26 protein-coding genes and 1 pseudogene are annotated in these 22,666 nt (G+C 74.4%); 24 read left to right on the forward strand and 3 right to left on the reverse strand.

Features of this window, described 5'->3' with window-relative positions; translation table 11 throughout:
• The 5 genes and pseudogenes from ACQZ2A_RS13210 to ACQZ2A_RS13230 all read left to right on the forward strand — a co-directional run.
• Positions 1 to 673 (forward strand): annotated as a pseudogene (locus ACQZ2A_RS13210) (serine/threonine-protein kinase); the annotation flags it as partial.
• Positions 670 to 2,130 (forward strand): threonine/serine ThrE exporter family protein, encoded by a 1,461-nt coding sequence (locus ACQZ2A_RS13215; RefSeq protein WP_430211771.1) that lies wholly within the window; start codon positions 670 to 672, stop codon positions 2,128 to 2,130. The pseudogene ACQZ2A_RS13210 and the gene ACQZ2A_RS13215, both read left to right, overlap by 4 nt.
• An 84-nt stretch (positions 2,131 to 2,214) precedes the next feature.
• Complete coding sequence (locus ACQZ2A_RS13220; protein ID WP_430211773.1) at positions 2,215 to 2,445, forward strand: FitA-like ribbon-helix-helix domain-containing protein; 231 nt, start codon at positions 2,215 to 2,217, stop codon at positions 2,443 to 2,445.
• Positions 2,432 to 2,836 carry a type II toxin-antitoxin system VapC family toxin gene (locus tag ACQZ2A_RS13225; RefSeq protein ID WP_430211775.1) on the forward strand — a complete coding sequence of 135 codons (405 nt, stop codon included), beginning with the start codon at positions 2,432 to 2,434 and terminating at the stop codon, positions 2,834 to 2,836. The genes ACQZ2A_RS13220 and ACQZ2A_RS13225 overlap by 14 nt, the downstream gene beginning before the upstream one ends.
• A gap of 56 nt (positions 2,837 to 2,892) precedes the next feature.
• Positions 2,893 to 3,975, forward strand: a complete 1,083-nt coding sequence (locus ACQZ2A_RS13230) for an LCP family protein (protein ID WP_430211778.1) — start codon at positions 2,893 to 2,895, stop codon at positions 3,973 to 3,975.
• A gap of 39 nt (positions 3,976 to 4,014) precedes the next feature.
• Here the strand turns inward: ACQZ2A_RS13230 and csrA are convergent, their stop codons facing one another.
• The 3 genes from csrA to flgN are packed head-to-tail and all read right to left on the reverse strand — an operon-like array spanning position 4,015 to position 5,292.
• Positions 4,015 to 4,323 carry a carbon storage regulator CsrA gene (gene csrA, locus ACQZ2A_RS13235; RefSeq protein ID WP_430211780.1) on the reverse strand — a complete coding sequence of 103 codons (309 nt, stop codon included), beginning with the start codon at positions 4,321 to 4,323 and terminating at the stop codon, positions 4,015 to 4,017.
• A 43-nt stretch (positions 4,324 to 4,366) separates the two neighbouring features.
• On the reverse strand, positions 4,367 to 4,771 hold the full coding sequence (locus ACQZ2A_RS13240) for a flagellar assembly protein FliW (protein ID WP_430211782.1): 405 nt from the start codon (positions 4,769 to 4,771) through the stop codon (positions 4,367 to 4,369).
• A gap of 8 nt (positions 4,772 to 4,779) precedes the next feature.
• Positions 4,780 to 5,292 (reverse strand): flagellar export chaperone FlgN, encoded by a 513-nt coding sequence (gene flgN, locus ACQZ2A_RS13245; protein WP_430211785.1) that lies wholly within the window; start codon positions 5,290 to 5,292, stop codon positions 4,780 to 4,782.
• A 230-nt stretch (positions 5,293 to 5,522) separates the two neighbouring features.
• Between flgN and ACQZ2A_RS13250 the strand changes: the two genes are divergently transcribed.
• The 19 genes from ACQZ2A_RS13250 (at position 5,523) to ACQZ2A_RS13340 (ending at position 22,613) form a co-directional block, all read left to right on the forward strand.
• Positions 5,523 to 6,383, forward strand: coding sequence for a sigma-70 family RNA polymerase sigma factor (locus ACQZ2A_RS13250; protein ID WP_430211787.1), 861 nt, complete (start codon positions 5,523 to 5,525; stop codon positions 6,381 to 6,383).
• A 162-nt stretch (positions 6,384 to 6,545) separates the two neighbouring features.
• Positions 6,546 to 7,373, forward strand: coding sequence for a flagellin (locus tag ACQZ2A_RS13255; protein ID WP_430211790.1), 828 nt, complete (start codon positions 6,546 to 6,548; stop codon positions 7,371 to 7,373).
• Between the two features lie 85 nt (positions 7,374 to 7,458).
• Positions 7,459 to 9,327 carry a flagellar filament capping protein FliD gene (fliD, locus tag ACQZ2A_RS13260; RefSeq protein WP_430211793.1) on the forward strand — a complete coding sequence of 623 codons (1,869 nt, stop codon included), beginning with the start codon at positions 7,459 to 7,461 and terminating at the stop codon, positions 9,325 to 9,327.
• Positions 9,328 to 9,341: 14 nt separating this feature from the next.
• Positions 9,342 to 9,725 carry a flagellar export chaperone FliS gene (gene fliS, locus ACQZ2A_RS13265; protein ID WP_430211796.1) on the forward strand — a complete coding sequence of 128 codons (384 nt, stop codon included), beginning with the start codon at positions 9,342 to 9,344 and terminating at the stop codon, positions 9,723 to 9,725.
• Positions 9,722 to 10,039 carry a hypothetical protein gene (locus ACQZ2A_RS13270; RefSeq protein WP_430211799.1) on the forward strand — a complete coding sequence of 106 codons (318 nt, stop codon included), beginning with the start codon at positions 9,722 to 9,724 and terminating at the stop codon, positions 10,037 to 10,039. The genes fliS and ACQZ2A_RS13270 overlap by 4 nt, the downstream gene beginning before the upstream one ends.
• A complete protein-coding gene (gene flgK / locus ACQZ2A_RS13275) occupies positions 10,039 to 11,406 on the forward strand; it encodes a flagellar hook-associated protein FlgK (protein ID WP_430211801.1) in 1,368 nt (455 codons plus the stop codon). The genes ACQZ2A_RS13270 and flgK overlap by 1 nt, the downstream gene beginning before the upstream one ends.
• 49 nt (positions 11,407 to 11,455) lie before the next feature.
• Positions 11,456 to 12,346: a flagellin gene (locus ACQZ2A_RS13280; protein ID WP_430211803.1), complete on the forward strand. Its 891-nt coding sequence runs from the start codon at positions 11,456 to 11,458 to the stop codon at positions 12,344 to 12,346.
• A 304-nt stretch (positions 12,347 to 12,650) separates the two neighbouring features.
• Positions 12,651 to 13,010: a flagellar basal body rod protein FlgB gene (locus ACQZ2A_RS13285; protein WP_430211806.1), complete on the forward strand. Its 360-nt coding sequence runs from the start codon at positions 12,651 to 12,653 to the stop codon at positions 13,008 to 13,010.
• Positions 13,007 to 13,399, forward strand: a complete 393-nt coding sequence (locus ACQZ2A_RS13290; protein WP_430211808.1) for a flagellar basal body rod protein FlgC — start codon at positions 13,007 to 13,009, stop codon at positions 13,397 to 13,399. The genes ACQZ2A_RS13285 and ACQZ2A_RS13290 overlap by 4 nt, the downstream gene beginning before the upstream one ends.
• Complete coding sequence (gene fliE / locus ACQZ2A_RS13295) at positions 13,399 to 13,695, forward strand: flagellar hook-basal body complex protein FliE (RefSeq protein WP_430211810.1); 297 nt, start codon at positions 13,399 to 13,401, stop codon at positions 13,693 to 13,695. The genes ACQZ2A_RS13290 and fliE overlap by 1 nt, the downstream gene beginning before the upstream one ends.
• Positions 13,692 to 15,272 (forward strand): flagellar basal-body MS-ring/collar protein FliF, encoded by a 1,581-nt coding sequence (gene fliF, locus ACQZ2A_RS13300; RefSeq protein WP_430211812.1) that lies wholly within the window; start codon positions 13,692 to 13,694, stop codon positions 15,270 to 15,272. The genes fliE and fliF overlap by 4 nt, the downstream gene beginning before the upstream one ends.
• Positions 15,269 to 16,282, forward strand: coding sequence for a flagellar motor switch protein FliG (fliG, locus tag ACQZ2A_RS13305; RefSeq protein WP_430211814.1), 1,014 nt, complete (start codon positions 15,269 to 15,271; stop codon positions 16,280 to 16,282). Before fliF ends, fliG begins: the two co-directional genes overlap by 4 nt.
• The gene (locus tag ACQZ2A_RS13310) at positions 16,266 to 16,928 is read left to right on the forward strand and encodes a FliH/SctL family protein (RefSeq protein WP_430211817.1); all 663 of its coding nucleotides are present in this window, start codon (positions 16,266 to 16,268) and stop codon (positions 16,926 to 16,928) included. Before fliG ends, ACQZ2A_RS13310 begins: the two co-directional genes overlap by 17 nt.
• Positions 16,925 to 18,226, forward strand: coding sequence for a FliI/YscN family ATPase (locus tag ACQZ2A_RS13315; protein ID WP_430211820.1), 1,302 nt, complete (start codon positions 16,925 to 16,927; stop codon positions 18,224 to 18,226). Before ACQZ2A_RS13310 ends, ACQZ2A_RS13315 begins: the two co-directional genes overlap by 4 nt.
• Positions 18,223 to 18,657, forward strand: coding sequence for a hypothetical protein (locus ACQZ2A_RS13320; RefSeq protein ID WP_430211823.1), 435 nt, complete (start codon positions 18,223 to 18,225; stop codon positions 18,655 to 18,657). Before ACQZ2A_RS13315 ends, ACQZ2A_RS13320 begins: the two co-directional genes overlap by 4 nt.
• A complete protein-coding gene (locus ACQZ2A_RS13325) occupies positions 18,654 to 19,667 on the forward strand; it encodes a transglycosylase SLT domain-containing protein (RefSeq protein WP_430211825.1) in 1,014 nt (337 codons plus the stop codon). The genes ACQZ2A_RS13320 and ACQZ2A_RS13325 overlap by 4 nt, the downstream gene beginning before the upstream one ends.
• Positions 19,664 to 20,875, forward strand: a complete 1,212-nt coding sequence (locus tag ACQZ2A_RS13330) for a flagellar hook-length control protein FliK (RefSeq protein WP_430211827.1) — start codon at positions 19,664 to 19,666, stop codon at positions 20,873 to 20,875. The genes ACQZ2A_RS13325 and ACQZ2A_RS13330 overlap by 4 nt, the downstream gene beginning before the upstream one ends.
• Before the next feature lie 4 nt (positions 20,876 to 20,879).
• Positions 20,880 to 21,317 (forward strand): flagellar hook assembly protein FlgD, encoded by a 438-nt coding sequence (locus tag ACQZ2A_RS13335; protein ID WP_430211829.1) that lies wholly within the window; start codon positions 20,880 to 20,882, stop codon positions 21,315 to 21,317.
• Positions 21,318 to 21,386: 69 nt separating this feature from the next.
• Entirely contained in the window at positions 21,387 to 22,613 is a 1,227-nt protein-coding gene (locus ACQZ2A_RS13340; protein WP_430211831.1) for a flagellar hook protein FlgE, read from the forward strand.
• Positions 22,614 to 22,666: the final 53 nt, after the last annotated feature.

A 22,666-nucleotide genomic window follows, 5' to 3' on the forward strand; every position in this document is an offset into this window, starting at 1 on the left:
CGCGCTCCCACCCGGTCCGTTGCGCGAGCGCGACGACGACGACGCCGTGCAGGTCTCCGCCGACCCGCGCATCGGCCTGCCGACCCGTTCGGGCGTGCTCCTCGCGCTGCTGGCCCTGCTCGGGGGTGTCACCGCGGCCGCGCCGCTGGTCGGCCTCCTGCTGCTCGCCGCGTGGATGGTGCTCGCGCGCACGTCGGACCGCTCGGTCACCTCGCTCGTCATGCGCCGGCACGCCCGCGGGGCGCGGGGCAGCGACGTCGCGGTCGCGGTGGCCGCGAGCCCGTGGCACCTGGTCGTCGGCGCGGTCGGCTCGCTCGTGACCCTCGCGGTGCCGCTGCTCGTCGGGGTCTGCGCGATGTTCGCCGGCGCCCTCGTCGTCGGTGGGGTCACCGGCGACGCCACCCGCGCCGACGCCGTGGTCCCGCTCCTCGCCGCGGGCGGCTTCACGGCGCTCACCGCCTGGTGGGGCCCGGGCGGCGCCGCCCTGCGCCGGGGCAGCCGCAGCCTCGTGCGCGGGCTCACGGGGCACGACACCGTGCGCCAGGTCCTCGTGGCGGCCTTCCTCCTCGGGGGCGCCGCGCTCGTCGCCCTCGCCGTCAGCCGCGGTGCGCCCTCGTGGTGGCCGCTGTCGACCCCGCCCGGCTGGGTCGACGAGGTGGTGCCCGGCCTGTGACCGACCCTCGCACCCGCCGCCCCCGCATCCTGCGCGGTGACCTGCCGACCGAGCCGATGCCGATGGCCGACCTGCTGCGCCGCACGCCGTACCGGCACGCCCGCATCCCGGGCGCGGCCGCCGAGGACGCCGCGCTCGAGCAGGCCCTCGACCTCGCGGTGCGCGTCGGCGAGCTGATGCTGCGCTGCGGCGCCGGCGCTCCCCAGGTGGAGGGCGCCATCGCCGCCACGGCCGCGGCGGCCGGTGTGGACCGGGTCGAGCTCGACATCACGCTCCAGTCGATCGTCGTGCAGGCGCGCAGCAGCGCCGGCCGCCGGCACACGCTGCTGCGCGTGGTGCGGCACACCCGCTTCGACTACGCCCGGCTCGTGGCCGTGCACCGGCTCGTCGAGTCGCTCGTCGCCGGCGAGGTCACCACGGCCGAGGCCGCGGCGCGCATCCAGGAGATCAAGCTGCACCCGCGCAACTACCCGAAGTGGGCGGTCACGCTGGCCAACGCCCTCCTCGCGTCGGCGGTGGCGGTCGTCATCGGGGCGAGCGCGCTGGCCGCGCTGGCGACCATCGGGGTGGTGCTCGGCGTCGCCGCGGTCGCCCGGCTGCACGCGCGGCTGGACCTGCCGGAGTTCTACGGCAACGCGATCAACGCGTTCGCCGCGACGCTGTTCGCCGGTGGGCTGTACGCGCTCGGTGCCACCGGTGCGATCCCGTTCGGCGAGAGCGAGTTCGCCTTCGTGGTGGCCGGCGGCATCGTCGCGATGCTGCCCGGGCGCACGATGGCCTCGGCGATCGAGGACGTCATCTTCGGGTACCCGCTCACCGGCGCCGGTCGGCTGCTCGCGGTCCTGCTGTCGCTCACCGGGCTGATCATCGGGATCGCGTCCGGGCTGAGCGCGATGCTCATGCTCACCCGGTGGACCAGCAGCAGCTTCGTCTCGCCGGACGTGCTGGACCTGCGGGTCACCCAGGCGCCGATCCTCCCCGCCCTGCTCGCCTCGCTCGTCGTCGGGCTGGCCGCCGGCGTCACGGTGCAGAGCCGCCGGGGGCTCATCCTCCCGATGGGGCTGCTGACCATCGTCGGCGTCGCGGTCTCGGCGGTGCTCACCCGCGGCCCCGGGGTCGGGGCGGTCACGGCCACCGGTATCGCCGCCGTCGTGGTCGGCGTGCTCGGCCGGCTGCTGGCGCAGCGGATGGATGCCCCTTCCCTCGTCCTCGTCGTGCCCGCCAGCTTCGGCCTGCTGCCCGGTCTGACGATCTTCCGCGGCCTCTACGAGCTCGTCGCCCAGGGCGAGAACTCGGGGCTGCTCACCTTCCAGTCCGGCCTGTCGACCCTGCTGTCCGCCGGCGGCGTCCTGCTGGCCATCGCCACCGGCACCGTGCTCGGCGAGTACCTCGCGGCCCCGTGGGACCGCCACGTGCGGGGCAGCCGCCGCCCCCGCACGCACCAGGTGCCACGCTGAGCGAGCAGCCCCCGGGGACCACCGCTCCCGCGGACGGCGTCGGAACGTCTGGCGATCCGGCGCTCACGGCGCCATAATGGCGCCATGCCGAGCGTGCAGATCAAGGATGTCCCGGAGGACACCCACGCGGTGCTGCGGCGACGGGCTGCCGAGGCACACCAGTCCCTGCAGGAGTACCTGCGCTCCCGGCTGATCGCCGAGGCCGGCCGACCCACCGTGGAGGAGGTCCTCGCCCGGGCCGGCGGCCGATCGGGCGGGTCGGTGCCGCTGGCGGACGCGGTCACGACCGTCCGGGAGGATCGTGCTCGTCGTTGACGCCAGCGTCCTCGTGGTCGCCCTGGCCGACGACGGACCAGACGGGGATGCCGCGCGCTCCCGACTCACCGGGGAGACACTGGCCGCCCCTGAGCTCGTCGACCTCGAGGTCGCCTCGGTGCTGCGGCGTCAGAACCGCCTGGGGACGATCGACGACCGCCGGACCGGACTGGCCCTGGCGGACCTGGCGGCGCTGCAGATGCACCGCGCCGCGCACCTGGTGTTGTTGCCGCGGTGCTGGGAGCTGCGGGAGAACCTGACGACCTACGACAGCGCCTACGTCGCGCTGGCCGAGATCCTGGACGCCACCCTGCTCACCGGCGACGCACGACTCGCTCGTGCCGCCGGCCTCACCTGCACCATCGAGCTGCTCGACCCGCTCCGGCGCTGAGACACGCCTGAGGCCGGTTCGGGCCCTGCGCCGGTCCGCACGTACCCTCGTCTGCCATGCGCATGCGTCCCACCGCGGTCCTGGCCGTCGCCCTCCTCGCCCTCGCCGGCTGCTCCGGCGACCCCGAGCCCACGACGAGCAGCACCTCCGCCGCACCCACCTCCGCCACCCCGACCCCCACGCCCGACGTCGTCGTCGAGGGGGCCGACGCGAAGCTCACCGCGGCCGTCGCGAAGGTCTACGCGGGGAAGAAGGGCATCACCGCCAAGGCCAGCCTCGGCACCTGGAAGAAGGAGAAGGTCGCCGTCGTCACCTCGGGTGACGACGTGACCCTGGCCGTCGGGCCGCAGTGGAAGGTCGTCGGCGGCTGGTGGCCCTCGCTCGACAAGCCGACCTCGCTCGGCAAGGGCCCGCGCTTCGTCCTCGTCATCGGCTCCGACGCCCGCACGGACAAGCCGCTCAAGGGCACCCGCGGCGACACCCTCCAGGTCATCGGCATCGACGGCAAGGGCGGCGGCGGCATCATGGGCATGGCCCGCGACATCTGGGCGCCGATGCCCGGCGGCGGCAAGGCCAAGATCAACGCGGCCTTCGCGTACGGCGGGGGCAAGGGCCAGGTGCAGACGGTCCGCGCGGTCACCGGCCTCCCCATCGAGGGCTACGTCGTCACCGGCTTCGGCGGCTTCCGCGACATCGTCAACGAGTCCGGCGGCCTGCCCATGACCGTGGCGAAGAAGGTCGTCCTCCAGGGCAAGACCACCGTCAAGGCCGGCAAGCAGATCCTCACCGGCAAGTTCGCGCTCGCCTACGCGCGCGAGCGCAAGTCGCTGCCCGACGGCGACTTCGGGCGCTCGGCCCACCAGACCGAGATGCTCCTGGCCGCCGCCGTGTCGGCCCGTGTCCAGGGCGTGACGATCGTGCCGAAGGAGATGTCGATCGTCTCGAAGTACGCCGAGACCGACCTCTCCGCCGCCGACGCGCTGACCTTCGTCGCCTCGTTCTACAAGATCAACCCGACCAAGGTCGGGCACGCCACCGCCAAGGGCGGGTTCGGTACGAGCCCGGACGGGCAGTCGATCGTCGTCCTCGACAGCGCCTCGCGCAACGCGTTCGCGCGCTTCAAGGACGGCCGGCTCTGATCCGGTGCAGCGTCCCTGCGCGGCCGGCGACGGACTCGCTCAGCCGGCGGGGGAGCCGTCCGCGTTCGGGGCGGCCGGCGCGGGCGCCGGGGGTGCGGCGGGCGGCGCCGTGCCGCCGACCCGGTCACCGATGACCTGCGCCAGCCCGGCCACCGCCGCCGAGGAGGTCGTGGAGGCCTCCTCGTTGGCCTTGAGCACCGCCAGGTAGATCTCCTCGCGGTGGATCTGCACCGAGGCCGGCGCCTCGATGCCGAGGCGCACCTTGTCGCCGCTGATCTCCAGGACCGTCACGACGATGTCGTGGCGGATCCGGATGCCCTCGTGGGGCCGTCGGCTCAGCACCAGCACGGGGACTCCTCTCCTGGCCGGGGGCCGGGTCGTCGGTCGGGGGTCACGAGGCGGCGATCAGCGGGGCGCGGAGCGGGAAGTCCTGGCCGGTGAGCACGACCTGCGCGGCGTCGAGGGTCCGGGTGTTGAGGACGACCGGCGCGAGCAGGTTGGCGGTGGATCGGGTGACGTCCTCGGCGACGGTGACGATGAGCAGGACCTGGGCGTCGGCGGCGTCGGTGAGCCCGAGGCGCTCGGCCGTGGGGTCGTCGATCTCGGGGTGGTAGTCGGGGAAGAAGACCCCGGCGTCGGCCGTGACGAAGCCGGTGCCCTCGTCGTCGACCGGGCGCAGGTCGAACAGCCCGGCGGCGACCGGCTGCACCTCGTACTCCGTCGCGGGGAACCCGACGATCCCCTCGGAGACGTGGATGGTGCGGGCGGCGGTCGCGCTCGCGGGGGTGTCCGTCATGTCCGACCTCACGTGGTCTCGTCGAAGAAGCGGGCCGAGGACTCGCGGTCGCGCGAGCCGCTCGCGGTGTAGGTGGAGCCCGACGCGGGGGTCCGGAAGCGGGCGAGGGCCTCGTCGATGGCCCGGGCGCTGGAGGAGAGCAGCTCCTTGTTGGCCAGCGCCGCCTCGGTGAGGCCCTGGGTCAGCTCGGCGAGCGCGTGCCGGTGCTCGGCGAAGACCTGGTCCCATGGGGTCGGCACGGCCTCGGCGACCTCGCGCAGGCTGGCCTCCTGCGGCAGGCCGAGCAGCTCGGTGAGGGGGAGCAGCTCGACGGCGCGGGACAGCTCGGAGGTGCGGATGGTGGCGATCAGCTCGTCGACGTCGCGGGTGGAGCGGGCCAGCCACGAGCCGCGGCCGGTCTCGACTAGGGCCCGCTGCACCTCGATGCGGTAGGCGAGGGACTCGAGGAGCTCGCGCGTGCGCCACAGCGACTCGGAGAGGTCGGCACAGGCGGCGACGACGCCTTCCTCACGGTGTTCCACTGCTACCTCATCGGTTCGGGCGGGGGCGGACTTGAGCGCCCTCGGCGCGCCGACCAGTCTGCCACGGGGTGAGGCGCCGGGCCCGGAGCGCGCCCATCGGGGTCGCCGCTGGCCGTTCGGAGGATGGGCCGTGAACGAACGGGTCGGCGCCGCTCCGTCGAAGGGCTCTATGTCCCCGTCCGGGCCCTCCCCGGGTGGCGGGGTCACCGAAGCGGTTCGACGCTTGATCCGTGACCGAGAACGCGACCGCCACCTCCCCCCGGGACCTCGAGCAGCTGTGCCGCGAGCACCTGCCCATCGTGGGCTACGAGGTGCGCTCCCTGAGCGCCCGCCTCCCCTCCCACGTGGCGGTGGACGACCTGACGTCGGCGGGCATGTACGCCCTCGCCGCCGCGGCCGCCTCCTTCGACCCCGAGCGCGGAGTGCCCTTCGGCCGCTACGCCGCGACCCGCATCAAGGGCGCCCTGCTCGACGAGCTGCGCTCGATGGACTGGGCGTCGCGCTCGGTGCGGACCAAGGCCCGCGAGCACGACACCGCGCGCGGGGTGCTGACCGCCGAGCTCGGGCGCGAGCCCCAGGAGCGCGAGGTCGCCGCCCGGATGGGTCTGACCGTCGACGACGTCCGCGAGGTCTCCCGCGCCGTGCACCGCTCGGTCGTCGTCCGGCTCGACCCGCTGGTCGACTCCGGTGCGGCGGAGGGTGTCCTGCCCCGCGTCGACCAGACCCCCGAGCACCTCGTCGTCGAGCGCGAGCGCGAGACCTACCTGCACGCCGCGGTCGCGGCGCTCCCGGAGCGGCTCCGCCTCGTCGTCCAGGCCACCTTCTTCGAGGACCGCCTCCTCAAGGACGTCGCCGAGGAGCTGGGGGTGACCGAGTCCCGTGTCTCGCAGCTGCGCACGGAGGCGCTGGCCGTCCTCCGCGACGGCATGCGCGCCACCCACGGCGCCGAGCACCCGCCCGTGACCGCCGCGAACACCGGGGCCGCCGCGCGCCGGCGCGCCACCTACTACGCCGACATCGCCAAGCGCGCCTCGATGGCGCAGCGCGGCGGCCTGGCCACCCGTCCGGGCGCGGTGAGGCACGCCGTCTGACGCCGGCACCGGACACCCACTCGAGGGCCCCGCGGAATTTCTCCGCCGGGGCCCTCAAGTCGTCCGGGGCCCGGCCGATGAGGGGGGTGTCGCCCCGACTGTGGGAGCGACACGGATCGCCACGGACGGCGGTCCGAGACCCCATCCAAGGAGGAAATCATCATGGGTCTGCAGGTCAACACCAACGTCGCCGCTCTCAACACGTACCGGCACCTCAGCTCCACCCAGAGCACGATGAACACCAGCCTCGAGCGCCTGTCCTCGGGTCTGCGCATCAACCGCGCGGCCGACGACGCGGCCGGCCTGGCGATCAGCGAGAAGCTGCGCGCCCAGACCTCCGGCCTCGGCCAGGCCTCGTCCAACGCGCAGGACGCGATCTCCCTCGTCCAGACGGCGGAGGGTGCGCTCAACGAGACGCACTCCATCCTCCAGCGCATGCGCCAGCTGTCGGTGCAGTCGGCCAACGACACCAACACCGACGACGACCGCGCCGCCATCCAGAAGGAGGTCACCGCCCTCAACGACGAGCTCGACCGCATCGCCAGCACCACCCAGTTCAACGGGCAGAACCTGCTCGACGGCACGGGCGGCACGGCCGGCTCGTTCACCTTCCAGATCGGTGCCAACAACGGCCAGACCGTGAGCGTCGCGTTCGCCCAGGCCGACACCGCCACCCTCGGCACCGACGCCCTCGACGTCTCGACCCAGGCCGGCGCCGCCAGCGCGCTGACCGCGATCGACGACGCCATCAAGACCGTCTCGGGCAACCGGGCCGACCTCGGTGCGGTGCAGAACCGTCTGCAGCACACCATCAACAGCCTGAGCGTCGCGGCCGAGAACGCTGCCGCGGCCGAGTCGCGCATCCGCGACACCGACATGGCGAAGGAGATGAGCAGCTTCTCGCGCTCGCAGATCCTCTCCCAGGCCGGCGTCTCGATGCTCGCCCAGGCGAACAGCGCCCCGCAGTCCGTCCTCAAGCTCCTCGGCTGAGTTCGGCTGCTCGCCCGGGCCCGCACCCGCGGGCCCGGGCGGACCCGCACCACCACCCTGACGAGGATCGGAAGGAGGAGGACCCATGTCGTCCATCGACGGACTGATCTCCGGCCTGGACACCACGTCCATCATCAGCTCGCTCATGACCCTGGAGCGGAAGTCGGGCTCGTACCTGACCACCGGCAAGGCGCAGAGCCAGACGATGATCAGCACGCTGCAGTCGCTGAACTCGACGCTGTCGTCGCTGCGCGACGTGGCCACGTCCTTCGCCACCAACCCCGTCACGAAGACCTCGGCGTGGTCCGCGACCACCTCGAGCTCGACCCAGCCCGCCCTCGCCTCCGTCGTCTCCGACGGTACGGCGCAGGCGGGTTCGGCGACGTTCACGGTCACGAGCGTCGCCACCGCCGGCGCCGCGGTGTCGAGGGGGAGCGTCCCCTCCCTCTCGACCGCGGTGACCAGCGCCCCCGTCGTCCTCGGCAAGGGCCTCGGCGCGATCGGCGCCACCGCCCTCCTCGCCGGCACGACCCTCTCGGCCGGCTCCCACACGGTCAAGGTCACCCAGGGGTCCGCCGGTGCGACCCTCTCCGGGGTCCCGCTCGGCTCCACCGTGACGATCGACGCCGCGAGCGCCCAGCTCGTCGTCGACACCGGCTCCGGGCCGACCGCCATCAACCTCGCCGCCGGCACCTACACCCCCAGCCAGCTCGCCGCCGAGGTCACCCGCGCGGCCGCCGGGGCGGTGCGCGCGAGCATCGGCGAGGACGGCGCGCTGCGCCTGAGCACGACGCGTGAGGGATCGGCCGCAACGTTGCGCGTCGACACCGCGAACGCCGCACTCGGCCTCTCCGACACCACGACCACCGCGACCGGCACCGACGCCGTCGTCGCCGTCGACGGCGTGGCAACCACCCTGAGCGACCTGTCCGCCGGGTCGAGCGTCACGCTCCCCGGCACCGGCACGAACCGGGTCGTCCTCTCGCTCGGCGGCGGCCTGCGGGCCGGGACCGCCACCGTGGCCGACCTCGGGCTGGCGAACGGCTCGACGCTCGGCCAGGTCGCCTCGGCCGTCGGCGCCTCCGCCGTGGGGGCCACCGCCGCGACCGTCAAGGTCTCGGCCGACGCCTACCGCCTGCAGCTCACCTCGACGAGCACGGGCGCCGACTCCGACCTGATGCTCTCGGCCGGTGCCTTCGGGTCCTCCGGCCTCGGCGAGCTGGCCCAGCTCCAGGCCGGGACCGACACCGTGCTGCACGTCGGCACCGGCCCCGGTGCCTACGACGTGCGCTCCTCGACGACGAGCGTCACCGGCCTGCTGAGCGGCGTGACGATCACCGCCATCAAGGCCGACCCGACCACCCCGGTCACCACCACGGTCGCCGCCGACGACGGGGCCGTGGCCGACAAGGTCGCCGCCCTCGTCGCGGGCGCGAACCAGGCGCTGTCCTTCATCGCCGGCCGGTCCGGCTACGACGCCGACACCAAGAAGTCCGGTGTGCTGCTGGGCAACTCGATGACACAGCTCGTCACCCGCCGGATCACCGACGCGGCGGTCGGCGGGAAGACGAGCAGCCCGTCCGCCTACGGCGTCACCGTCGGCCGCGACGGCCAGCTGGCCTTCGACCGCACCGCGTTCCTCGCCGCGTACGCGAAGGACCCCGCCGCCGTGAAGGCGACCCTGACGACGATGGCCACCACCGTCGCCGACGTCGCGAAGCAGGCCTCGGACCCGCTCGACGGCTTCGTCACCAAGCAGGTCGGGACCGAGCAGGACCGGGTGCGCGGCTACACGCAGCAGATCACCGCCTTCGAGGCGCGGATGACGATGCGCGAGACCACCCTCAAGCGGCAGTACGCCGCCCTCGAGACCGCCCTGGGCACGCTGAGGTCGCAGAGCGACTGGCTGACCGCCCAGCTGAAGACCCTGCCCACCACCTCGAGCTCTGGCTGAGCGAGGAGACCACCGTGACCACCACCGCGGCCCTGCGCCGGCGCTACACCAACGACTCCGTGACCACCGCGTCACCGGGGCAGCTCGTCGTGCTGCTCTACAACCGGCTCGTGAAGGACCTCACCCTCGCGCTCGTCGGGCTCGAGCGGCGCGACGTCGAGGGGGCGCACCGGGCCCTGCGGCACGCGCAGGAGATCGTCTCCGAGCTCTCGTGCTCCCTCGACCTCGACGTCTGGCCCGAGGGGGAGGGGCTGCTCGCCCTCTACGACTACGTCCAGGACCGCCTGGTCCAGGCCAACGCCACGAAGTCGGCGGCGCTCGTCGCCGAGGTCGTCGACCTCGTCGAGCCCCTGCGCGACGCCTTCACGCAGGTCGCGGCCACGGCGGAGGCGTCATGAGCATCGCGACGACCTCGTGGGACGACGCGCTGGACGCCGTCGAGCTCGGCCTCGACCGCGCCGAGTCGCTGGCCCGCGCCGGCACCCTCGACGACCTCGTCGACGTCCTCGGCACCCGCCCCGAGGTGGGCTCACCGTTCCCCGCCCGGCTCGCCTCCCGGGCGCAGGCCGCCCTGGAGCGCACGCGGGCGCTCGAGGAGGTCGTCCTGGCCGGCCTCGAGGTGACCACCCGGGCGCTCGGCGCCGACCACCTGCGCGCGCCCGCGGGCGCGCCCGTCCGGCACACGCCGGCCTACGTGGACGCGAGGGCCTGATGTCCAGCGCCTCCTCCCTCGGCATCGGCCTGAGCGCCCTGCAGGCCGCCCAGCGCGGCCTCGAGCTCGCCGGCCAGAACATCAGCAACGTCAACACGCCCGGCTACACCCGCCAGCGCATCGAGCAGGCCGCGCAGGCGAGCACCGACGTGCCCTCGATGTTCGGGCCGACGCCGTCGATGGGGGAGGGCGTCGCCGTCCTCGGCACCACCCGCATCCAGGACCAGCTCCTCGAGGTGCGCGCGCAGCAGGCCCGAGGCGCCTCGGCCGCCGCCGCGTCGGTCGCGAGCGCCCACTCGATGGTGGAGTCCGCCTTCGGCGAGCCCGGTGACAGCGGGCTGCAGGCCGGCCTCGCCGAGTTCTGGACGTCGTGGGGCGACCTCGCGACCGACCCGAACAGCAGCGCCGCCCGCACCAGCGTGCTCGAGCAGGGTGGCCGGCTCGCGGCCTCGTTCCGCGAGCTGTCGGGCCGGCTCTCGACGCAGTGGGGCGGCACCCGCGAGGCGCTGAACGCCTCCGTCGCCACCGTCAACCGGCTGAGCGCCGACGTCGCGGACCTCAACGACGCCATCCGCGCCGCGCGGGTCGCGGGCGGGTCGACCTCCGAGCTCGAGGACCGCCGCGACACCCTCGTCGGCAAGCTCGGTGACGTCGCCGGTGTCGTCGCGCAGCCGATGGACGACGGCACCGTGACCCTCTCGGTCGGCGGCTCGGTCCTCGTCTCGGGCAACCACGTGAGCACCCTCGGCGTCTCCGGACCGTCGACCGGGCCGGGGGCCGGCTCCGTGGCCGTCGTCTGGTCCGCGAGCGGGACGCCCGCCACGGTCACCGGCGGGGAGGTCGGGGGGATGCTCACCACCCTCGGCGACACCATCCCCACGGTCGTCGCGCGCCTCGACACCGTCGCCGCGTCCGTCGCCGCGACCGTCAACGCCCGGCAGGCCGCCGGCTACGACGCCACGGGCACCCCGGGTGGGGCCTTCTTCAGCGGGACCACCGCCGCCTCGCTGCGGCTCGCGGGGCTGTCCGCGTCCGGGGTCGCGGCCTCGTCGGCGCCCCCGCCGGCGTCCGACGGCGCCAACGCCGACTCGATGGCCGCCTCCTCCGAGCTGGCCGGCGGGCCCGACTCGCTCTACCGCGACCTCGTCGTCTCGGTCGGGGTCCAGGTGCAGGGTGCGACCCGCCGGGCCGGGGTGCAGCAGGCGCTCGCGTCGCAGGCCGAGTCCGCGCGGCTCGGGGTCTCCAGCGTGAGCATCGACGAGGAGATGGTCGGGCTGCTCGGCTTCCAGCACGCCTACGAGGCGGCGGCCCGCTTCGTCAGTGTCGTCGACGAGACCCTCGACACGCTCATGCAGATGGCACGATGATGCGGTCCGCCGACAACCCGCCCGCCCCCGGAGCCCCGTGATGAGCCGCGTGACGCCCAGCTCCCAGAACCAGCAGGTCACCGCCGCCCTGCAGGCGAGCCTGGCGCGCCTGCAGGCGACCCAGGACCAGATCAGCTCCGGGCGGCGCCTCGGCAAGCCCTCCGACTCCCCGACCGACACGGCCACCGCGATGTCCCTGCGCTCCGACCACCAGCGTTCCGAGCAGCTCGACCGCGCCATCGACGACGGCGCCGCCCGCCTCGGCACGGCCGACCAGGCGCTCATGCAGACCGACACCCTGCTGCTGCGGGTGCGCCAGCTCGTCCTCGCCGGGTCCAACGACACGAACACGGCGGCCGAGCGCTCGGCGATGGCGGCCGAGGCCGACCAGCTGCGCTCGAGCCTGCTCGACGTCGCGAACACCCGGTACCTCGGGCGCCCGGTCTTCGCCGGCACGCAGGACGTCGAGAACGCGTACGACACGAGCGGCGCCTACCTCGGCAACACCACCCCCGTCGAGCGCCGCGTCACCACCGGGCCGGACCGGGTCGCGGTGAGCATCACGGGTCCCGACGCCTTCTCGACGCTGTTCGCCGACGCCTCCGCCCCCGGCGGTGCCGGTGTGCTGCAGCGGGTCTCGGACGCGCTGCGCAGCGGCGACCGCGCGGCGCTCGGGCAGGTCCTCAAGGACCTCGACGCCGCCTCGGACACCGTGCGGACGAGCCAGAGCATCGTCGGCTCGCGGACCTCGCGGCTGGAGTCGGTGAAGACGGTGAGCTCGGCGGCGGTGACCCGGATGGAGACCCAGCTCTCCACGGTCGAGGGCATCGACCTCGCGAAGGCGCTCACCGACCTCAGCCTCCAGCAGACCGCCTACCAGGCGGCGCTCTCGGCGACGGCCAAGGTCGTCCAGCCGAGCATCCTCGACTTCCTCCGCTGAGGCGGCGCCGCCCAGGCGCCTCGCGAGTATCGGGTCACCCGATACGACCGCGCTCCACCCGGGAACGGAACCGGGGGGGAGCGCAGGGTTATCGGGTCACCCGATACCCGTGTGCTCCGGAAGGGCCGGGCGCGCGCCGGGCCCCGGGGTCGGCCGTTCGGCCAGTCTCCGAAGAAGCCCTCACATCAGGCCACCCCCCGCCGATGGGGAGGTCGGCTATGGATGGCCGTCTGCCGCCAGGGACGCGCGGCGCCCTCGACGCACCCCCGTGACAGGTGGTGCGTGACGCCCTTCCAGGAGAGCCATGATCGACCCCGTCGGCGACAGCACCATGCAGGCGCTGGGCCGTGCCCTCACCGGCCTGTCGGCCCGTCAGCGCACCATCGCGGACAACGTCGCCAACCTCCAGACCCCCGGCTACATCGCCGGCCGCGTCGACTTCGAGAGCAGCCTCGCCTCCGCGTGGGCCGGCGGCGGCGACGTCACCGGCGCCCCCATCCGCCGCCTCGCCTCCCAGGACCCGGTCGGCCTCAACGGCAACAACGTCAACCTGGACGAGGAGACCCTCGCCGCCACCGAGACCGGCCTCTCCTACCAGCTCGGTGTCCAGGCGATGACCGACCGCTTCCAGCGCCTGCGCAGCGCGATCGGCGGTGTCGGATGAGCCTCTTCGGCGCCATGAACATCGCCGGCAGCGGGCTGATGCTGCACCGCACCTGGCTCGACGCGGTCTCGGACAACATCGCCAACGTCAACACGGTCCGGCCGACGAGCGGCAACGCCTTCCAGGCCCGCTACGTCGTCGCCCAGTCGCGCGGCAACGGCACCGGCGTCGACGTGGGCGGCATCCAGCTCGGCTCGGCCCAGGGCCGGCTGATCCACGACCCGAGCAACCCGATGGCCGACGCGCAGGGCTACGTGCGCGCCCCCGACATCGACCTCGGCGACCAGATGACCCAGCTGATCATGTCCCAGCGCGGCTACCAGGCGAACCTCGCCACGGTCGAGCGCGCCCAGGCCGCCTACCAGCAGGCGATCGGGCTGGGCCGCTGATGAGCATCTCCCCGATCGGCTCGCTCGGCGCCCTCCCCCCGGTAACCCAGGCCGCCCGCCCCGCCGCCACCGAGGGCGCCGGCTTCGGCCAGGCGATGACCCAGGGCCTGGAGAAGCTCGACCAGCTCCAGAAGGTCAGTGACACCAAGGCCGTCGAGGCCGTCACCGGCCAGCTCGCCGACGTGCACGACTACACCATCGCCGCCAACGAGGCCGCGGTCGCGACCCAGCTGACCGTCGCCGTCCGCAACAAGGCCGTCGAGGCCTTCACCGAGATCATGAGGATGCCCGTATGACCGGCCCGGACCCCAAGGCCCTGCTCGCCCGCGGCGGCCGGATGTTCTCCGCGCTCACCCCGGGCCAGCGGATGACGGCCGTCGTCGCCGCGCTCGCGGTCGTCGTCGGCGGGTTCTTCTTCGTCCGCTGGGTCTCGACGCCGGCCTACGCGCCGCTGTTCACGGGCCTCTCCGGCTCGGACGCCGCGGCCGTCACCTCCGCCCTGACCGACGGCGGGACGCCGTACGAGCTCGCCGACGGCGGCCAGACCGTGATGGTGCCCCAGGCCGACGTCTACGCCCAGCGGGTCGCGCTGGCCGGCCAGGGCATCCCCGCGGGCGGCGACGAGGCGAGCGGCTACTCGCTGCTGGACCAGCAGTCGATGACCAGCAGCGACTTCCAGCAGAAGGTCACCTACCAGCGGGCCCTCGAGGGCGAGCTGGCCAAGACCGTCGGCGCCATCGACGGCGTCCAGTCGGCCGTCGTGCACCTCGCGGTGCCGCAGGAGGACGTCTTCACCTCGGACGCCGCGAAGCCCACCGCCTCGGTCCTCGTGAAGACCGCCCCCGGGAAGTCGCTCTCGCAGCAGGCCGTCACCTCGGTCGTCAACCTCGTCTCCGGCTCGGTGCCGAAGCTCGCCGCCGAGGACGTCACCGTCTCGGACGCGACCGGTGCCGTGCTCAGCGCGGCCGGGGGCTCGGCCGGCTCGGCGGGCTCGGACGCCCGCCAGACCCAGCAGCGCGCGGTCTCCGACGCGGCCGCCGCGAAGCTGCAGGCGATGCTCGACAAGCTCGTCGGCCCGGGCAAGGCCGTCGTCACCGTCGACGCGACGCTGAACTTCGACGCCCAGAGCGCCGAGAAGCAGACCTACATCCCGATGAAGCCCGCGACGACCACGCAGTCGCAGACCTCGACGGAGACCTACACCGGCGCCGGCGCCCCCGCGGGAGGCGTGCTCGGCACGACGACCACCACCGGCACGGGCGGCAACGGCACGTACTCCAAGAAGGACGTCAGCCAGACCAACGCCCTCGGCACGCTGAAGGAGACCTCCACGAGCACGCCGGGCAAGGTCCAGCGGATGTCCGTGGCGGTGCTCCTCGACTCGGCCGCGGCCGCCCAGGTCAACTCGAACTCGGTGAGCCGCCTCGTCACCGCCGCCGCCGGGCTGGACCCCAAGCGCGGCGACGTCGTCGAGGTCACCGCGATGCCGTTCGACACCTCCGCCGCGGCCTCGGCCGCCAAGGAGCTGGCCGCTGCCGAGGCGGAGGCCAAGTCGCAGAGCCAGATGGACCTCTACAAGACGATCGGCCTGGCCGTGCTCGTCCTCGCGGTTCTCATCCTCGGGTTCCTGCGCAGCCGGCGCCGCAAGGGCGGTGACGAGCCCGAGGAGGTCGAGTACTACCGCGTGCCCGACGCCCCGGCCCCGGCGGACGCCGTCCTGGAGATGGCCGAGGCCCGCGCGGCCCTCCCGATGCGCGACGCGACCGAGCACCTCCTGCCCGTCGGCGGCCCGTCGGTCGACGCCATCGCCCGCGAGAACCCGGACGACGTGGCCCGGATGCTCCGCGGCTGGATCAGCGAGGGGGCCAAGTGAGCACCGCGACCGCGCTGACCGGCCTGCGCAAGGCCGCCCTCCTGCTCATCCAGCTCGGTCCCGACCAGTCCGCTCCGGTGCTGCGCTCGCTGCGCCCCGAGGAGATCGAGGCGCTGATGGCCGAGGTGGCGTCGATGGACGTCGCCGACGAGGACGCCCGCGAGACCGCGGTCCGCGAGTTCGAGGAGCTGCTGCGCGCGAGCCGGCAGCGCAACCGCGGCGGCTTCGACGTCGCCGAGGAGATGCTCGTCAAGGCCGAGCACGAGCAGTCCCGCGAGATCCTCGGCCGGCTCTCGACGGCCATCACGCACGCGCCGTTCGCCTCTCTGCGGACGGTCGACGCCACGCTGCTGCGCCCGTTCCTCGAGGACGAGCACCCCCAGACCATCGCCCTCGTCCTCGCCCACCTGACGAGCGAGCAGGCCGCCGACGTCCTCGCCGGGCTCGGCGACGCGCTGCGCTCGGACGTGGCCCACCGCCTCGCCGTCATGGACCGCACCACCCCCGAGGTGGTGCGGGTCGTCGAGGAGCACCTGCGCTCGAGCCTCGCCTCGATGGGCGACGCCCGCGACCACGTGAGCGTCGGCGGCCTCGACCCGCTCGTCGGCATCATGAACCGCGCCCAGCGCGACACCGAGCGCTCCATCCTCCAGGGCATCGAGGAGCGCGACCCCCACCTCGCGGAGAACCTGCGCGCGAAGATGTTCGCCTTCTCCGACATCGTCGACCTCGACGACCGCACGATGCAGGTCATCCTGCGCGGCGTCGACGCCAAGGAGCTCGCGCTGGCCCTCAAGGGTGCGGCACCCGCGGTGCGGGACAAGGTGTTCGGCAACATGTCCGAGCGCTCGGCCGCCGCCCTGCAGGAGGAGGTCGAGGTCCTCGGGCCGGTGCGCACCGCGCAGGTCGAGGAGGCCCGCTCGGCCGTCGTCAAGGGCATCCGCGCGCTCGAGGAGTCCGGCGAGATCATGATCTCGCGGGCCGGGGGCGGCGATGACCTCGTCGACTGACACCGTGCGCGCGACGATGCTCCTGCGCGGCGGCACCGGCGACGTGGCGCCCGCGTCCTTCGCCCGGCAGCTGACCCCCGCCGGAGCCGACGACGGTACCGGCATCCCCGCCGAGTGGCTCGCCGGGCGCGAGGCCGGGCGGGAGGCGGGCCTGCGCGAGGCCGCCGCCGAGCAGGCCGCATGGCTCGTCCAGGTGCAGGCCCGCGACGCCGCCGAGCGCGACGAGCGGGCCCGCACCTTCGCGGCCGCGCTCGCCGGGCTGGGGCGCGCCACCGACGCCGCCGTCGCCGGGCTCACCGTCCGCGACGTTCTCGACACCGCTGCCGTCCTCGCCGTCGACATCGCCGAGGCGCTGATCGGCCACCACCTCGAGGTCGACGGCTGCGCGGCCCGCGACGCCGTGGCCCGCGCCCTGGCCGAGGTTCCGCGCGGTGCCGCCGTCGTCGTGCGGGTGCACCCGGAGGACGCCGCACTCGTCGTCGAGGACCCCGACGCGCTCGCGGCCCTCGCCCCCACGGCGACCCTCGAGGTCGTCGCGGACCCGTCGGTCGGACGCGGCGGCTGCCTCGCCGACGTCGGCGACCGCACGGTCGACGCCCAGCTGTCCTCCGCCCTCGCCCGCGTGCGGGAGGTGCTCGGCCGATGAGCACCACCCTGCACGAGGAGCTCGTCCGGGCCGCCCGCCCGCGCGTGACCGGCCGCGTGACCCGCGCCGTCGGCGTCGGGCTCGAGGTCAGCGGCCTCGACGTCGCCGTCGGGGACGCCGTGCGCGTGCTCGGCGGGCGCGGCGCGATCCTCGCCGAGGTCGTCGCGCTCGACGACGGCACCGCCCGCTGCATGCCGGTCGGCGAGCTGCGTGGTGTGAAGGTCGGCGACCGGGTCGAGATGACCGGCGGACCGCTGCGCGTGCCGGTCGGTGACGGGCTCGTCGGCCGCGTCGTCGACGCCCTCGGCCGCCCGATCGACGGCGGCCCGCCGCTGACCGGCGTCTCGTGGGTCGGCGCCGACGGGACGCCTCCGCCCGCGATGACCCGCGAGCGCATCACCACCCAGCTCGGTCTCGGCATCCGCGCGATGGACACCCTCGTCCCGTGCGGGCGCGGCCAGCGGATGGGCATCTTCGCCGGCTCGGGCGTCGGCAAGTCCAGCCTGCTCTCGATGATCGTCCGCGGCACCGACGCCCCGGTGACCGTCCTCGCCCTCGTCGGCGAGCGCGGCCGCGAGGTGCGCGAGTTCGTCGAGCACGACCTCGGGACCGAGGGCCTGGCGCGCGCCGTGGTCGTCGTGGCCACCTCCGACGAGCCCGCGCTCGTCCGGCTCCACGCCGCCTCGACCGCCACCCGCATCGCCGAGTGGTTCCGCGACCAGGGCCGCGACGTCCTCCTCGCGATGGACAGCGTCACCCGTGTCGCGATGGCCCAGCGCGAGGTCGGGCTGGCCGCCGGCGAGCCGCCGACGACCCGCGGCTACCCGCCCTCGGTCTTCGGCGTGCTGCCCCGGCTCCTCGAGCGGGCCGGGACCGCCGAGCGCGGCAGCATCACCGGGCTCTACACCGTCCTCGTCGAGGGCGACGACATGAACGACCCGGTCGCCGACGCCGTCCGCTCGATCCTCGACGGCCACGTCGTCCTCGACCGGCGCCTCGCGACGGCCGGCCACTACCCGTGCATCGACGTGCTCGAGTCCGTCTCGCGCGCCAACCGCGCCCTGACCGACGGCGAGCAGCGGGCGGCCGCCGGCACCCTGCGGGCCCTGCTCGCGGCGCGTCGCGACGCCAAGGACCTCGTCGAGATCGGCGCCTACGTCGCGGGCACCAACCCGCTCGTCGACCGCGCCCTGGCCCAGAGCGGGGCCATCGACACCTTCCTGCGCCAGGACCTCGACGACGTCACGGACGCCCGCGAGAGCTGGGCCGCCCTCGGTGCCCTGGCGGGTGCGCTGTGAGCGCCCGCACCGCGCGGCTGCGCACGGTCCTGCGGGTCCGGACCATCCAGGAGGAGCAGCGCCGAGGCGACCTCGCGCGCGCCGCGCAGGCCCAGGCCCGCGCCGCCGAGGCCGCCGCCGACGCCGCCGCGCGCTACGGCGCGCGGGAGGTGGCCGACGTGGGTCGCCCGCTGGCGGCGTCGGTGTTCCTCGCAGCGCGCGACCTCGAGACCCTCCGCGCCGACCAGGTGACCGCGAGCGCGGCCGGCCACGCCCTCGCCGAGGGCGAGACCGAGCGCTCGCGCGTGCTGCTCGCCGAGGCGCGCACCCGCACCTCCGGCCTCGAGCGCCTCCTCGAGCGGGCCGCCGAGGAGCGCCGCCAGGACCGGCTCGCCGCCGACCAGCAGGTCGCCGAGGAGTCCGGCCGTGCCCGGGAGGTGGAGCCGCGATGACCGTCGACACCGCCGGGCCGGGCGCCGCCTTCGCGCGGATGGCCGCCATCCAGTCCGTCATCGCGTCGGTGTCCGGGTCGGCGACCCGGGCCACCACGCCGGCGGCCGCCGGTGCGTCGTCCTTCGACTCCGTGTTCGGCGCGGCCCTCGCGGGCACCGGGAACGTCTCCGGCACAGGGTCTTTCGCCGGAGTGACCGGCAGCGACGTCGGTTCCCGGGCGGTCTCCGCCGCCTCGAAGTACCTCGGTGTGCCCTACGTCTGGGGCGGCACCGACCCGCGGACCGGCCTCGACTGCTCCGGGCTGGTCCAGCGCGCCTACGCCGACGTCGGCGTCTCGCTCCCGCGCGTCGCCGCCGACCAGGCCCGGATAGGCACCGCCGTGCCGGACCTCGCGCACGCGCAGCCCGGTGACCTGCTCGCCTTCAACTCGCCGGTCACGCACATCGCGATCTACGTCGGCGACGGCAAGATGATCGCCGCCCCGAAGGCCGGTGACGTCGTCAAGGTCCAGGACGTCTACAAGACCCCGAGTGCCATCCGCCGCATCGGGGTGGCCGCGCCCACCGAGTTCGCCGGGGTCGCCGGGATGACCGGCGTCGCGGGTCTCGCGGCCGGGCCGGCAGCATCGGCCCCCGCCGGTCTGCAGGGCCTGTTCGCCTCCGCCACAGCCCGGTACGGCCTGCCTCAGGGCCTGCTCGCGGCCGTCGCCAAGGCCGAGAGCGGCTTCGACACCCGGGCGGTCAGCCCGGCCGGCGCGCTCGGTCTCATGCAGCTGATGCCGGGCACCGCCCGCGGCCTCGGGGTCGACCCGATGGACCCGGCCCAGGCCGTCGACGGCGCGGCCCGGATGCTCAAGCGCGACCTCGGCCGGTTCGGCTCGGTCGGCCTGGCGGTCGCCGCGTACAACGCCGGGCCCGGTGCGGTGCAGCGCTACGGCGGTGTCCCGCCGTACGCCGAGACCCAGCAGTACGTCCGCCGCGTCCTCGGGTCGCTGGGAGCCGCCGCATGAGCGCCCCCGTGACGATGGCGGCCGCTGCGGCCGCGCCCACCGCCGCTGCCACCCCGGCGCGGTCCGGCCGGCCCGGTGGCGACGCCGACGGCTTCGAGCAGGCCCTGCGCGCGCAGGCCGGGCCGGCCGACCCCGCCGCGGCGCCGGAAACCGGTGCGCAGGACGGCTCGAGGCCGGACGGGGACACCCCGGACGGCTCGCAGTCGGCCGAGGCCCCGACCGACGCGTCTGTGCCGGTGGTCGACGCCGCGGTCGTCGCGTCCGTCGTCGCCCCGCTGCTCGCCCCGACCCCCACCGTGCAGGAACCGACGAATGTGTCACTTGGTGGACGGGGCGAGGCGCCGGCCGGCGTACAGGAACCGACGAATGTGTCAGGTGTTGGACGGGGCGGGGCGCCGGCCGGCGTACAGGAATCGACGAATGTGTCACTTGTTGGACCGGGTGAGGCACCGGCCGCCGTGCAGGAATCGACGAATGTGTCACTTGTCGTCGCCGGAGCGAAGGACGATGCGTCGGCCGAGGGACAAGAACTGACGAATGTGTCACTTCCTGCACGTGGTGCCGGGGCCGGTCCCGACGCGGTGAGTGGGGCTGCGTCGCAGGCGGGCCCGCTGCCCGCCGGCACCCTGCCCGTCACCGCTGCGGACGCCGTCGCTGCCACGGTCACCGACCCCGGGATGCCCGTCGCCGCGCTCCAGGGCGCCCCCGTCGCCGCACCGGTCGCGCCGCCCGCCACGGTCCAGGCCCCGGCCGCGGCCGCTCCCGCGGCGCCGCCGGTGCCCGTCCACAGCCAGGTCGTCACCGCCGTCACCCCGCTGCTGCGTGGCCCCGACGGCACGCACGAGCTGACCCTGCGCCTCGACCCCGACGGCCTCGGCGCCGTCCACGTCCGGCTCAGCGTCTCCGGCGACGAGGTGCGGATGCACCTCACCGCCGTCGACGCCGGGACCCGGGAGGCCCTGCGTGACGGCATCGCCCAGCTGCGCAGCAGCCTCGAGGACGTCGGGCTGCGCGCCACGGCGCTCGACGTCGGCACCGGCGCGGACCCCCGCCAGTGGTCCGGACCGGGGACCGACGCCCAGCAGCGGCCCCGCCCCGCGGACCTGCCGAGCGGTCGGAACGGACCCGCACCGCCGGACCCCTCCGCCCAACCCCGGCCCGGACCCCCCGACCACCGACCCGACACCCGACTCGACCTGAGGATGTGACCCGATGACCACGATCCCCACCGGCCCCTACGCCACGGGACTGGGCGGCGCCGCGAGCGCCGGTACCGGTACCGCCGCGAGCGGCGCCTCCGGCACGATGACCTCGGACGCCTTCCTCAAGCTCCTCGTGGCCCAGCTGAAGTACCAGGACCCGAGCAAGCCGGTCGACAGCGCCGCGTTCATGGCCCAGACCGCGCAGATGCAGATGGTCGAGACGATGAACAAACTGGTCACGCAGAACGCGGCGATCATCAGCGGCCAGAACAGCCTCAGCGCCCTCGCCCTCGTCGGCCAGGACGTCACCTGGCAGGCCGACGGCGCGACGCACACCGGCAAGGTCGACGCCGTGCGCCTCGACGCCACCGGGCCCGTCCTCGTCGTCGGGAAGACCGAGGTCCCCATCTCGGTCGTCTCCCAGGTCGGCACCGCCCACCAGGCCTGACGGCCGAGACCCCAACCACCGCAAATACCTCAGCCCTCCGAATCCCCCTGCACCCGAAGGACTCCCACCATGCTTCGTTCCCTGTTCTCCGCCGTCACCGGTATGCGCAGCCACCAGACCGCGATGGACGTCATCGGCAACAACATCGCCAACGTCAACACCGCCGGCTACAAGTCGAGCCAGACCCAGTTCCAGGACACCCTCAGCCAGGCCCTGCGGGCCGGCGGCGGCGGCGTCAACCCCGCCCAGGTCGGCCTCGGCGTCCAGGTCGCCGGTGTCGCGACCAACTTCAGCCAGGGCAGCGCCCAGACGACCAACCGCCCCAGCGACCTGATGATCTCCGGCGACGGCTTCTTCGTCGTCCAGCAGGCCGGCGCCAACGTCTACACCCGCGCCGGCGCGTTCTCGCTCGACGGGCAGGGCAACCTCACCTCGCCGAACGGCGGTGTGGTGCAGGGGTGGCTGGCCGTCGACGGCCAGATCAACACCGGCACCTCGATGACCGGCCTGCGCGTGCCGACCGGCCTCATCATGGCGCCCACCCCGACCGCGTCGGTCGACGCCGGCGGCAACCTCTCGGCGGACGCCGCCGTCGGGGCGACGGTCGTCAACGGCATCGACGTCTTCGACCAGACCGGTCGCAGCATCCCCGTCACCCTGACCTACACGAAGACCGCGACGGACACCTGGACCGCCGCGGCGACCGTCACCGGCAGCGGCGGCTCGACGACCACGGTCGGCTCGGCCACCCTCGCCTGGAACTCGACGACGATGGCCTTCACGCCCGGCACGGTCTCGATGACCAACGCCGCGCTGGCCTCCGCCGGCTTCGTGTTCCCCGGCAACGTCGCGATCAACCTCGGCGGCGACGGCACGCCGGTCACCCAGTACGCCGGCGCGAGCACCGCCACGCTGCGCGGCCAGGACGGCTCGGCCGCCGGGCAGCTGCAGAGCTGGGGCGTCGGCGCCGACGGCGTCATCACGGGCTCGTTCTCCAACGGCCGCACGCAGTCCCTCGGCCAGGTGGCGCTCGCCTTCTTCGGCAACCCGGAGGGCCTGGAGAAGGCCGGCGACTCCGCGTTCCGCGTCTCGGCCGCCTCGGGCCAGCCGGCCATCGGCGTGCCGGGCACCGGCGGACGAGGCTCCATCGCGGCCGGCCGGCTCGAGATGAGCAACGTCGACCTCGCGCAGGAGTTCACCAACCTCGTGATGATCCAGCGCGGCTTCCAGGCCAACTCGCGCGTCGTCAGCGCATCGGACGAGATCCTCCAGGACCTCGTCAACCTCAAGCGCTGACGCCGTCGTGACCGACGACGACGAGCCCGTGGGCCCGCCCCCCGCCGGGGCGG

The organism is Phycicoccus avicenniae (assembly GCF_050496545.1).
Lineage (GTDB): Bacteria > Actinomycetota > Actinomycetes > Actinomycetales > Dermatophilaceae > Phycicoccus > Phycicoccus avicenniae_A.

What these genes read in the sequence shown, in the direction of transcription:
- ACQZ2A_RS13270 (WP_430211799.1), top strand. Translation starts at nt 9,722, where the DNA reads ATGAGCATCGCGACGACCTCGTGGGACGACGCGCTGGACGCCGTCGAG.
- ACQZ2A_RS13340 (WP_430211831.1), top strand. Translation starts at nt 21,387, where the DNA reads ATGCTTCGTTCCCTGTTCTCCGCCGTCACCGGTATGCGCAGCCACCAG.
- ACQZ2A_RS13240 (WP_430211782.1), bottom strand. Translation starts at nt 4,771, where the DNA reads ATGACGGACACCCCCGCGAGCGCGACCGCCGCCCGCACCATCCACGTC.
- fliF (WP_430211812.1), top strand. Translation starts at nt 13,692, where the DNA reads ATGACCGGCCCGGACCCCAAGGCCCTGCTCGCCCGCGGCGGCCGGATG.
- ACQZ2A_RS13315 (WP_430211820.1), top strand. Translation starts at nt 16,925, where the DNA reads ATGAGCACCACCCTGCACGAGGAGCTCGTCCGGGCCGCCCGCCCGCGC.
- fliD (WP_430211793.1), top strand. Translation starts at nt 7,459, where the DNA reads ATGTCGTCCATCGACGGACTGATCTCCGGCCTGGACACCACGTCCATC.
- ACQZ2A_RS13230 (WP_430211778.1), top strand. Translation starts at nt 2,893, where the DNA reads ATGCGCATGCGTCCCACCGCGGTCCTGGCCGTCGCCCTCCTCGCCCTC.
- fliE (WP_430211810.1), top strand. Translation starts at nt 13,399, where the DNA reads ATGAGCATCTCCCCGATCGGCTCGCTCGGCGCCCTCCCCCCGGTAACC.
- ACQZ2A_RS13285 (WP_430211806.1), top strand. Translation starts at nt 12,651, where the DNA reads ATGATCGACCCCGTCGGCGACAGCACCATGCAGGCGCTGGGCCGTGCC.
- ACQZ2A_RS13330 (WP_430211827.1), top strand. Translation starts at nt 19,664, where the DNA reads ATGAGCGCCCCCGTGACGATGGCGGCCGCTGCGGCCGCGCCCACCGCC.
- ACQZ2A_RS13325 (WP_430211825.1), top strand. Translation starts at nt 18,654, where the DNA reads ATGACCGTCGACACCGCCGGGCCGGGCGCCGCCTTCGCGCGGATGGCC.
- ACQZ2A_RS13310 (WP_430211817.1), top strand. Translation starts at nt 16,266, where the DNA reads ATGACCTCGTCGACTGACACCGTGCGCGCGACGATGCTCCTGCGCGGC.
- flgK (WP_430211801.1), top strand. Translation starts at nt 10,039, where the DNA reads ATGTCCAGCGCCTCCTCCCTCGGCATCGGCCTGAGCGCCCTGCAGGCC.
- ACQZ2A_RS13290 (WP_430211808.1), top strand. Translation starts at nt 13,007, where the DNA reads ATGAGCCTCTTCGGCGCCATGAACATCGCCGGCAGCGGGCTGATGCTG.
- ACQZ2A_RS13220 (WP_430211773.1), top strand. Translation starts at nt 2,215, where the DNA reads ATGCCGAGCGTGCAGATCAAGGATGTCCCGGAGGACACCCACGCGGTG.
- ACQZ2A_RS13335 (WP_430211829.1), top strand. Translation starts at nt 20,880, where the DNA reads ATGACCACGATCCCCACCGGCCCCTACGCCACGGGACTGGGCGGCGCC.
- ACQZ2A_RS13255 (WP_430211790.1), top strand. Translation starts at nt 6,546, where the DNA reads ATGGGTCTGCAGGTCAACACCAACGTCGCCGCTCTCAACACGTACCGG.